This window comes from Pseudorhodobacter sp. W20_MBD10_FR17 (assembly GCF_052119765.1).
Classification (GTDB): Bacteria; Pseudomonadota; Alphaproteobacteria; order Rhodobacterales; family Rhodobacteraceae; genus Pseudorhodobacter.
The window spans coordinates 1-10,542 of sequence record NZ_JBGQOQ010000063.1 but is presented as its reverse complement, the minus strand read 5'-3'; the positions used below and the strand labels follow the sequence as shown (position 1 = coordinate 10,542).

Here is a 10,542-nt window from a genome sequence, read left to right as displayed (position 1 = left end):
GTCTATACGCTGATTATCCCAACCCCAAAGTGGCAACATTTTGCACTGCCCTTTGGCTCACTTTTACTCTGCCGTTGCCAAGCTTTGGCAGCACATGCAGTTCGAGCGGCGAGAACCAGCGCCCGGCTTTGCCGTCGCCTTTCAGCTCAGCCTTTCGACTTTCAAAGGCGTCGTGTGCAACGTCTGCTAAGATGTGTAGGTTTCTTGCCGCACTCCGGCGCTCTTGTTCGCGTGCCTTGATTGGATCTTTGCCAAAAGCAACTTGACCGCGCCACTGGGTAGCGAGTTCACGCGCCTGCTTCAGAGAAATATCGGTGATGCCCCCCAATCCCATCTCTCGGCGCTGTCCATGTAAAGTGAAGCGCAGAAGCCACTGCCCGCCGCCGTCCTCTCGTTTGCGCAACCAAAGCCCACCTCCATCGCAATGCATCCCCGGAACGGCATTTTTTATTCCAATTGCTGAGAGTCGGTTCAATGCAGTCAATTTCTGTATCCATCTTTATATCCACCCCTACATGTTGAGGTAGCCGAACCTATGTGAACCTTATAGATAATAAAGTCATTTATAAACAATGCTGTAAATTATTTAGCGACCATTACAGAACCTACATGTTTTTGTATTCAATGCCGTATGGGGGCACCAATTTTCACAGCAATAGCAGAAACTTACCAGTGCATTAGTTGCGCTAGGTTATGCGTATGAACTGGCTGGTAAGCTGGTCATATCCTTAGCGATGTGCCCGAGCCATTTTGCAGAGTGAAGCATCCGCAATTTGCGCTGAATCTTGCGTATGTGCTTGGCCATGAACATCTCCTTTGCCCGGCAGCACCGAGCTGAATGAAAATGTGCCGCGCATAACGGCAGCCCTATGGCATGTTCACGACGGCCACATCTTTGATGCAGTCGCGGGCTAGTTCAACCAGATGGGCGTGATGCGTAAAGAGAATGGCCTGTCCGTTCGCGCCGATATCAGCGCAAAGCGTGAGGGCTGCCCGTGCGCGGGTGTCGTCGAACGTTTCCATGATATCGTCAAGGATCATCGGCAGCGGACCGGGGTCACGGGCGAAGCTGCGATAGCCCGCGAGGCGCAGGGCAAAATACAACTGCCCCATCGTGCCCGTCGACATTTGCTCAACCGGAACTGTGCTGCCATCTGGTTGAATGCCGACGAGCTTTTCGCCTTCGGATTGGCTCCAGACGTCAACGCCGGTCCATGCGGGGGCGGTCATGGTGACAAAGGCATCTTCGACGTCGCGCAACATGCCACTGCGGCGCTCTGCCGCCAAACGCCGCAGCGCGCCGCGCGCGGCCAGCACCCCCAGTCGGGCCACCGCCGCCTGACGCGCATCATTGCGGAGTTCTTCGAGCAGGGTCGCCTGTTCGGTCGCAAGGTCGCTGCGGTCGACGGCCTCAAAAGCTTCGCGGTACAGACGGGCGGCCTCGCGTTGCGCATCGCGGGCGGTATCGCGCGCCTCTTGCATGTCTTTTAAGGCCTGTTCCAGATACGCTGCACGGGTTGCATCCGGCATCCTGCCCAGTTCTTCGGCAAAGAGATCGGCGTCGACACCATCACGGGCCTTGCGCCGATCGCTGTCTGCCGCTGCCTTTTCAAGGCGCAGACGGTCACGCTCAACTAGCTTTGCGACTTTGTCTCGGGGGGCGAGATCTTGGCCATCCTGCCCTTCGAAGCACCTGTTCAGATCGTCGATGGCTGCCTGAAGCTCGTTCTCGGCGCGGCGCTTTGATCTGTCCGCTTCATCTCGCAGCGCACAGGCTTCGGCTCGCCTTTCGTCGGCCCGCGCGGCCCGTTCTACGCGCGCACGCACGTGGTCTATCACTTGAATGGGGTCGATATCGCACTGGATATCAGGATCATCCATGGTCCGTGTCATACGCTGCGCGGTTTCTGCAAGGGCGGCAATCGCCTGCTTCAAGGCCTCGATCCGCGTGGAGAGCTTTTTATAGTCAGCATAAAGCTGCTGTAGGCTGCGTAGGTGGGGCATGGCAGCACGGATAGCGTTAAGCGAGCGATCTGGCAAAGGCAGCGCTGCGGTGAACAGGTCAAGATTTGCCTGTGCTGTGGCGCAATCGGTGCGGCATTTTTGTGACTGGCTGACCAGCTTGGCGATGGTGTCTTCGCCGTGTTGCCACTTGTCCCACGCTTTGCGGTCATTGCCCTCTAACATCAATGCGCGGTGTACTTGGCTGGCAAGATCGCCATGGTCGGGGTTAAGGCCTAGTGGCCGTGCCGCCTCGATCAACGCCTCGCGGGTAAGTGTTTGGTGGCTAAGGCGGTGCTGCAACGCGGTTTCAGCATTGGACCGTTCGGCAGCCATTTCGGCCGCAGCGATCATAGCCTGATGTCGGGCCTGAAAGGCCGAAGGGGGCGTGTCTTTGTCCAATCCTAATGCGCGCGCCAGTTCGAAACAACGCTTCGACAACTGATCCCGCTGGGCAAGCAAATCGTCATAATGCGCCTTGGCGGTTTCATGCTTTGCCTCGGCGGCCCGTACCAAACCTTTGATTGTATGCAACCGCTGCCGCGCCTCGGCGCCTGTCTGGTAATGGGCGCGGCTGCTATCATCCGCATACATCGACGCCTCGAACAGGTCGGCGGTTACAGGTGTCAAACCGTCCCGATGCTGTTGCCAAACCATGTTGCGTTGGCGCCGTGTTGCCTCGGTCATGGCGATATCAACAGCATCGGGTGCGGCCTCATTGGCGGACAGGTCGGCCCGCGCTTGCGCCAGTTCTGCTGCGCGTGCGTCGCGGTCTTTGCGCGCCGATACAAGGTCGGCGGATAGGGCCAGCCAATTACGGGCGACGTCGTCGAGTGTTTCGGGAGCTGGCAGGCCAGCGGCGAGGAGGTCTTTCCAATACCCTGGCAGTCCAGATGTGGCCTTGGTCAGACGCGCCAACGATTGGTTTTTCTCTACTTCAAGTGCCGAGATATCGGCCACGGGTTGCCAACGATCGAAAGCCGCCCGTAGCGCCGTTAAATCCTGCGGTTCAGCGGGCGCTTCGCCCTGTTGCGCGCGGGCGGTTTCGACGGCCATCGCTGCAGCATTGGCCGCAAGATCGACTGTCAGGCGCTCTTGCACCGCGGCGGCGAGGTGCTCTAGAGCGCTTGGCTCTAGTGCAACGGTGGAGGGCGGCGCGTCTGGCACCTGAAGCTGCGCCAAAACGGCATTTATCTGAACACTTAGTTTTTCCTGGTCTTCACGGCGTCGGGCAAGATCGGCCCGCGCGGTGCTGGCTCGCCCCATCAGCGACGCTCCGTCGATGGTCAGATGATCCAGTCGCTCTAGCTCGGCCAGCAGCGGCTGGGTCAGTGTGTCGACCGGATTGTCTGCGATGGTCTGAACCTGTTTGGCGATGGCGTCCTCGGCCTCGGCGATCCGGGCCTTTTGTGCGGCAATTTTTTCAACAAGGCCCGCCACACCCTCTGCCGCGCCCGCCGGAAGGTCGGGACCGTTGGGGAAGTCGACCAAGACCTGTGTCAGCCGGTCTATCTCGGCCGTTCGCTCAAACCAGACATCTGCGGCCTTTGACGCAACTTGTCTTTGATGGGCTTGTCTCAGATCGGTATCGGCAGCCTCAAACGCGGCAGCCGTGCGATCACGGGCAAGACGCAGGTCGCGCTCTCGTTCTGTCGTTAGGCGATCAGCCCGCAATTCACGGCCAATCTCTTTCAAACGGTCACTGCCTGTTTTCAACACGGTGTTGCGGCCGCGTTTCTTGTGAAACCTATCGGCCCGTTCTGCCAATGCGTCCAGCGTGTGCGTCATCCCTGTCAGGCCAGACAGCCCCGCATGCAAAAGCTGGCCAAGATCGCCCTGCGCGCTTGCAATCCGTTCGCCGCCTTCACGCAACCCCTTCTCATTCAGGGAAAACCGCTCTTCATAGGACTCGCGCGTTAGGCCATGCAAAGCACTCGATAGGATCGCCTCATTTAACGGGCGGTCCTGCGCGTCTAACAGTGATTGCGACCGCTTGCTGTTGCGGCGCAAGACCATGGTTCCGCGGCCGGGCAGATCAAGCTCTGCCCCGACCAGAAGATCACTGCGATCAAAGCGAAAGGCATAAGGATGCGCCCCGCCTTTGAACCCAAAGAGCAATTCAAGCAAGGCGTTAAAGGTTGTGGATTTGCCTGCCTCGTTTGGGCCAAAGATCACCGTTACATCGGGCGCGCCTTCGGGCGGTTTTGGAAAGATGAGTTCGGCGTCTTTAAATCGGCCGTAGCGGATAAGGTCTAATCGGTTCAGCCTCATATCACGGTCCCCGCATGCAATGTCAGCGAGACTTCGGCAATCGCATCCGCCAAAAGCGCGTCCAGCTCGGCCTCGTCCAGCTCATCCATGATGTCCGCTGGCAGGGCGAGCCGTAGGTCTTCAAGCTGTTGCAAGGCGGCTTGTCGGAAACCGTCTTCGCCCAATTCGTCCTGCATCAGGCGCAGCAGATCGTCGGTCTCGGCCCCCGGTTTATGCGGTAACGGTTTGGATTTGACCTTGTCGAGAAAGACGCCGTCGATGGTTTCCAGCACTTCCGCTGCCAGTTCCGTCACCAGCTCTGAGCTATACCGATCCGACGTGACATGCAGACGCACCGCTATATCCCGCCCGGGCACTTGCGCGGACATCAACGCATCACGCAAACCGCGCAAGACCTCTTGTTGGTCAGAACAATCACTCAGATCTACGGTGCATTCGGAAAAGCCAAGATGGCCAATGGCGCGGCGTTCAAATGCTGGAGTGCCTTCGCCGAGGGTTACAAAGGTTACAGTGCCACCGCTGCGCTCGCCAAAGTGGCGTGGCTGCGGGATGCCGGGCATAACCGCCAGAACCGGCCCGTCGATCCGCTCAAACGGCGCGTGAATATGGCCAAGGCACCAGAGGTCAAAGCCATGTGCCATCAGGTCGCGCTCGGCGCAGGGGGCATAGGGGTCATGGCCCGCAGCGCCATCAAGCGACGTGTGCATCAGCCCCACGTTACGCTTTCCCAGCACAGGCTGCGGATAATCTGGAAGGAAACTTTTTGCCACATGGGCCGTATCGAACGAGAGGCCATGGAAAGCTGTGTCGCCGATCACAACCGTTGGGTTCGCCTTATCCAAAAGGTGGATGTTTGGCCCCAAATCACCATGCGCGCGGTGGTCAAGCAGCGCATCGTGATTGCCCCGGATCAATACGGTGGGCACACCAGCACCTGCGGCACGCGACAGCTGCGCAATCAGGAAGGCGCGGGATTTCAGATCGGGGTAGCCATTGTCAAAGATGTCGCCCGCCAGAACCAACGCATCGACATGTTCCGATATCGCAAGGTCAACAATCGTGACAAAGGTGTCGCGGCTGGCCTGTTTCAACCGATCGCCAAGATCAGGGTTGCGCAATGCGACGGACCGGATGGGTGAGCCAAGGTGCGTGTCAGCTGAAATGAGAAGGCGCATCATATTCCGTTCGTGTTTCCGCGAAAGACACGGTTTCGGATACCATACAACAGATTGTTGGTTTGTCCTCGGCGTATGTTGTTCCTCTATAGACGTTGTGGTCTAAATCCGTGGATTACGCGGCACTTTTCCATTTTAACGGGGTAACGTAAATGATGGTATCGCCAACACTCACCATCACCTCGCCGTCCTGAATATTTATCTGGATCTTCATCGCGCGGCTTGCCAGTTTTGCCAGTTCGCCTGTGTCTTGTTGGGAAAAACTTATCACTTGAAGGTTTTCAAAACGGGTGGTGCTGCCTTTGATCTTGTCCCACCACATCTCGGCTGTCTTGCCGCCGTAAGGATAAACGACCACCTTGCCGGCTTTGCTACAGGATTGGCGGATCACTTTCTCGCTAGGAAGCCCAAGGGCGACCCAGACATCAAGCTCGCCGCTCAGGCTCTTTTGCCAAATGTCCGGCTCGTCATCCGTTGACAGGCCCTTTGTCATTTCCAGATACTCATGGGCGTTGAGCGCAAAAGCAACAATACGCACCATCAACCGTTCATCCGTCTCGGACGGATGCTTCGCAACGGTCAGTTTATGGGTCTCATAATAGTGACGATCCATGTCGGAGACGGAAAGCTCAACTTTATATATAGTGGCATTTTGCGCCATGGCTTGTCCTAAAGTTTAAAAGATTAGGATGCCTACTGCGTCTGATGGCCTTGTGAAAGCAGATAACAAGGCCACGAATAAAGGGGTGGCGAATAGGTGTTGCCAAATTGCGTTATCAAACGCTCTGGGGCGCCTAGACCCATGTGCTGATTGAGGATGGGATTTCCTTGCCCCATCTTTTCGGCATTTACATAAATATGCGTGGCTTTGCCTCAATAAACCCCGATCGCGCGCACGGATAGGTCTGCGTCGTGGTCTCGTCCAAAGGCAACAACGGCAAAACTGCGCACGTCTGAAACCTTGAAGGACTGGCGCAAAAGTTTGCCATAGGGGGCAAAGGCCTCGAATGGTACGCGCACCTCTTGCCACGCATTTGATGTCTCAAATTTGGCTTGATACAACTGCCAAGGCAAAACCGTCCACTTTGTTCTAATGTGCAGGTAATAGGGTTGGCCGTTGCCGCGCACCGTTAAAATGATACCTTGCGCGGTGTCAGGCAATGGCGCGTCCAGCTTTGTGCGGGCCTGAATAAACCCGCCGCGATTGGCCGTGCTCACGTGGCCTGTCAGCCGCAAGACGGGCTGCCCTTCAACGGTCTCAAACGTCACCCTGCCTTCCGATACGCCGCCCATAACTTGATCGCTGAAAAAGTCCCAACGGGTGGGTTCAGATACTGGGAATTCAATCATGGTGCCCTCGGCATAACTAAGTGTGGGACAAAACAGGGCGGCAATCAGCGCCAGCCTGCGCAAAGTCACTAGGCGCATGTGGTCCTCCTTGGTTAATCCCGATGTGGTAAGGACGCAGGGAAAATGCAACACGCGTGGACAGTTTGCCGCAATTGGTCATCAGGTGGGGTTGGCGGGAGCGCAATAGGGCGTGCCCCGATCTTAGTCAGAAGCTGCGGCGGATTGCTTGCGCAAACGGCGCAGGTGCCAGCGGTAAATGACGGGCGCCAATACATAGTCGTAAACCGCCGAAGCGATGTGCCGGATGCCGGGTAGGCCTATGACCCGCGCCAGCCAACTGTACCTTGGCATTTGCGCCCAAAGCACCAGAAACGCAGGTATCCCCGATGTCAGGCGGCCTTCGTGCAGCACATAAAGCCGCCGCGCGGCGGTATCGGCATCAAGCCCCCATTGCCCCCGCGCGTCCGAGTTCAAATCATCGAACCGGATCGGAAGGCCGTTATGGTCGGCATATTGCGCGTAGTGCCTGATCTCAAAGTTACAGACCGGGCAGCTTGCATTGTAAAGGACAGAGGTTTTGGGGATGTGTTCCATAGCCAAAAGCTAGACCGCGGCAAAAGGAATTCAATAGCCATTTTTCCGCGAAATAAGGGGGTATGCCTTGCTCCACCCCATCAGCACAGCTGCGGTGCTGATGGGATTTGTGTGATAACGCGAAACCACCTCTTCGCGCGATCTTTCTGCATATCAACGGGTTTAAATCCGCGCCTCTGGCACTGATCCCTAGGCGCGAAAAGGTATATTAAACCCCCAGCCTGTCACGCAGCGCATAATACCACGACCCGACCATCGAATAGGGCACACGCAACATCCGCCCACCGGGGAACGGATACCATGGCACGGCTGCAAACACGTCAAAGCGGGTCTTATCGCCATCAATCGCTTGGGCAAGTATTTTGCCAAAGGTATGCGAGCCGGTGATGCCATGGCCGGAATAACCGTGTGAGAAGTAGGTATTCGCCCCAATACGCCCCAGTTGCGGCACGCGGCTGAACGACAAGGCGAAATTCCCGCTCCAGGCATAGTCAATCTTGACGCCTTTCAGGCTGGGATAGACCTTTTCCATTGCAGGGCGCAGCTTTGCTTCGACATCGGCAGGGTCTGTGCCGCCGTACACCGTGCCGCCGCCAAAGATGAGCCGTTTGTCGGCGGTCAGGCGGAAATAATCGAGGATATAGCGCACATCTTCGACGCATTTATCGGTGGGTAACAGCGCGTTGGCACGGTCGTCGCCCAAAGGGACGGTTGCCATCATCTGGGTGGAAACCGGCATCACGCGGGCTGTCAGCGCAGGCACAACATTCCCGAGATAGGCGTTGCCACACATAACCAACGTGCCGCAGGTCATCGTGCCGCCTGCAGTTTTCACTACAGGTTTTGCCGCCTCGGAATCCACATGGATAACAGGGGATTGTTCATAGATCACGCCGCCCAAGGACTCGAAGGCAGCAGCCTCGCCCAGACACAGGTTTAGCGGGTGCATATGGCCGCCGGTGTGGTCAATCATCCCGCCGGCATAGGCATCGGATCCGATGTGTTCGCGCAGCTGAGTCTTATCCAGCATCTCTTGGTTGTTGATGCCATAGCTGGCCCAAAGCGTGCGCCGCGCCTCTAGCTCTTTCATATGGGCGGCGGTCAGGCCGGTAAAGATGTTACCGGGTTTCAGGTCACACTGAATGCCATAGGTTTTCACCCGCTCACGGATGATGTCACCGCCTTCTTGTACTAGACCGGCAACAAAATTCGCGGTGTCTTGTCCGTAGCGGCCCTTGATCGTCTGCAAGCTGGCGTTCAGCCCGTTCACGATTTGCCCGCCATTACGGCCCGACGCGCCCCAACCGACGCGGGCGCCTTCGATAATCGCAACCTTATAGCCTTTTTCAGCCAGATGCAGCCCTGTGGACAGGCCGGAATAGCCCGCCCCGACAATACAAATATCAATATGGTTATCGCCGGTCAGCGCAGGGCGTTCGGGCGATGGGTTGGCGCTGGCAGCGTAATAGCTGCCAGTGTGTTTGGTCTCGCCTGTGCTGGCAAAGGTTTCAATGGCCATTACACCGACTCCAGATAGCTGTCATATTCGAAATCGGTCACATAGCGTGAAAACCGCTTTAGTTCCTGCATCTTACATTCGACCAGCATGGTTTGCAGGCGTTTGGAAAACACGTCTTGCACATGCTGCCCACGGCGGAACGCCTGAATGGCAGTCGCCCAATCCAGCGGCAGGTGGTCCAGTTTTTGGCTATAGGCATCACCGACGATCGGCGCGGCGGGTTCCATCTTGCCTTCAATCCCCACCAATGCACCGCCCAGAATGCTGCCAAGCACCAGATACGGGTTTGCATCGGCGCCCGCGACGCGGTGCTCAATGCGCCGTGCTTTGTGGCTGCCGCCGGGAATGCGGATTGCGGCGGTGCGGTTTTCATAGCCCCACGCCACGCTGGTCGGCGCATGGGCGCCGGGCAACAAGCGGCGGTAAGAGTTTTGATGCGGTGCAAAGGTCAGGGTGTTTTCCTGCATCGTTTCCAGCAATCCGGCAACCGCATTCAGCATCAATGGCGTGCCTTCTTCGCCACCATTGTCAAACATGTTCACGCCGTTTTCGTCAATCAGGCTGAAATGGACGTGAAAGCCGCTGCCCGAACGATCGCCGTAAGGTTTGGCCATAAAGGTTGCGGCCATGCCATGTTTGCGCGCGATCCCATGCACCAGCCGTTTGAACAGCACCGCATCATCGGCGGCTTGCAACGGGTCGGCCACATGCACCATGTTAATTTCAAACTGGCCCGCGCCGTTTTCTGAAATTGCGGCATCGGCTGGAATGCCCTGCTCATGGCAGGCATCATAGACATCGTTCAAAAATGCGTCGAAATGCTGCAATTCGTCCAGCGACAGCGCGCCGTCGGAATCCAGTCTTTTGCCGGTGACGGGGGAGCATGGAGGCTGCGGCTGCGCGCCGGATGGATCACAAAGGTAAAATTCCAACTCGGTTGCGACGACGGGTGTCAAACCCAGCGCTTTGTAACGGTCGACAATTTTTGACAGCGCATGGCGTGGATCGCCGGGGAAGGGCTCGCCATTCTCGGTGTCCATCCAAAACATCACCAACGCGGACGGCCGGCTGGTCCAGTTGACCATAACGATGGGCCGGCCTGTGTATTCGCAAATACCATCGGCATCACCGGTCTCGAACACCAATTCGTTATTCTCGATGTCTTCGCCCCAGATATCCACGCTAAGCACGGAAAGCGGCATTCGCAGCCCGCCGTCCATGATTTCCTTGGCTTTCTCAATAGGCAGGCGTTTGCCCCGCATCGCGCCGTTCAGGTCGCAAACACAGGCAAACACGGTTTCAATTTCAGGACGATCCTGAAGCCATTTTCTAATGTTGGTCGCAGGCATATCAAGGACATCCTTTTGGATATTTATTCGTGCAGTCGTACGTATTTGGGGCTGTTTTTTAGTAAAAGTCGAGGGGAGATAGTAAGGTGGTATTATGAACAGGCACAAAATGAAATACGCAACCTATTGGGCCTGTGTTTCGGCCCACAAATTACGTGCTTTCCCCCTCACCACTGTCTGCGGTCAGGGGGGAGGGCTGTCATCTTAAGTGCGGTCGATCAATCGCTGTCCTTACCGTAATGGCCGTATTCGCCGTAATAGCCATACCGCCGTGTCTCGCGCT

8 protein-coding genes are annotated in these 10,542 nt (G+C 56.9%); all 8 read right to left on the bottom strand.

Annotated features, from left to right (window positions below; genetic code table 11):
• Positions 1 to 13: 13 nt before the first annotated feature.
• The 8 genes from ACEN2J_RS19840 to ACEN2J_RS19805 all read right to left on the bottom strand — a co-directional run bounded on the left by ACEN2J_RS19840 (position 14) and on the right by ACEN2J_RS19805 (position 10,259).
• Positions 14 to 484, bottom strand: coding sequence for an Arm DNA-binding domain-containing protein (locus ACEN2J_RS19840; RefSeq protein WP_442108362.1), 471 nt, complete (start codon positions 482 to 484; stop codon positions 14 to 16).
• Positions 485 to 867: 383 nt separating this feature from the next.
• Positions 868 to 4,272 carry an AAA family ATPase gene (locus ACEN2J_RS19835; RefSeq protein ID WP_442108360.1) on the bottom strand — a complete coding sequence of 1,135 codons (3,405 nt, stop codon included), beginning with the start codon at positions 4,270 to 4,272 and terminating at the stop codon, positions 868 to 870.
• Positions 4,269 to 5,447 carry a metallophosphoesterase family protein gene (locus ACEN2J_RS19830; RefSeq protein ID WP_442108358.1) on the bottom strand — a complete coding sequence of 393 codons (1,179 nt, stop codon included), beginning with the start codon at positions 5,445 to 5,447 and terminating at the stop codon, positions 4,269 to 4,271. The genes ACEN2J_RS19835 and ACEN2J_RS19830 overlap by 4 nt, the downstream gene beginning before the upstream one ends.
• Before the next feature lie 115 nt (positions 5,448 to 5,562).
• Positions 5,563 to 6,108 carry a YaeQ family protein gene (locus ACEN2J_RS19825; RefSeq protein WP_442108356.1) on the bottom strand — a complete coding sequence of 182 codons (546 nt, stop codon included), beginning with the start codon at positions 6,106 to 6,108 and terminating at the stop codon, positions 5,563 to 5,565.
• A 212-nt stretch (positions 6,109 to 6,320) separates the two neighbouring features.
• Positions 6,321 to 6,875 carry a CIA30 family protein gene (locus ACEN2J_RS19820; RefSeq protein WP_442108354.1) on the bottom strand — a complete coding sequence of 185 codons (555 nt, stop codon included), beginning with the start codon at positions 6,873 to 6,875 and terminating at the stop codon, positions 6,321 to 6,323.
• Positions 6,876 to 6,998: 123 nt separating this feature from the next.
• Entirely contained in the window at positions 6,999 to 7,391 is a 393-nt protein-coding gene (locus tag ACEN2J_RS19815; protein WP_442108352.1) for a thiol-disulfide oxidoreductase DCC family protein, read from the bottom strand.
• A 208-nt stretch (positions 7,392 to 7,599) separates the two neighbouring features.
• Entirely contained in the window at positions 7,600 to 8,910 is a 1,311-nt protein-coding gene (locus ACEN2J_RS19810; protein WP_442108350.1) for an NAD(P)/FAD-dependent oxidoreductase, read from the bottom strand.
• Positions 8,910 to 10,259, bottom strand: coding sequence for a glutamine synthetase family protein (locus tag ACEN2J_RS19805; RefSeq protein WP_442108348.1), 1,350 nt, complete (start codon positions 10,257 to 10,259; stop codon positions 8,910 to 8,912). Before ACEN2J_RS19805 ends, ACEN2J_RS19810 begins: the two co-directional genes overlap by 1 nt.
• Between the last annotated feature and the right edge of the window lie 283 nt (positions 10,260 to 10,542).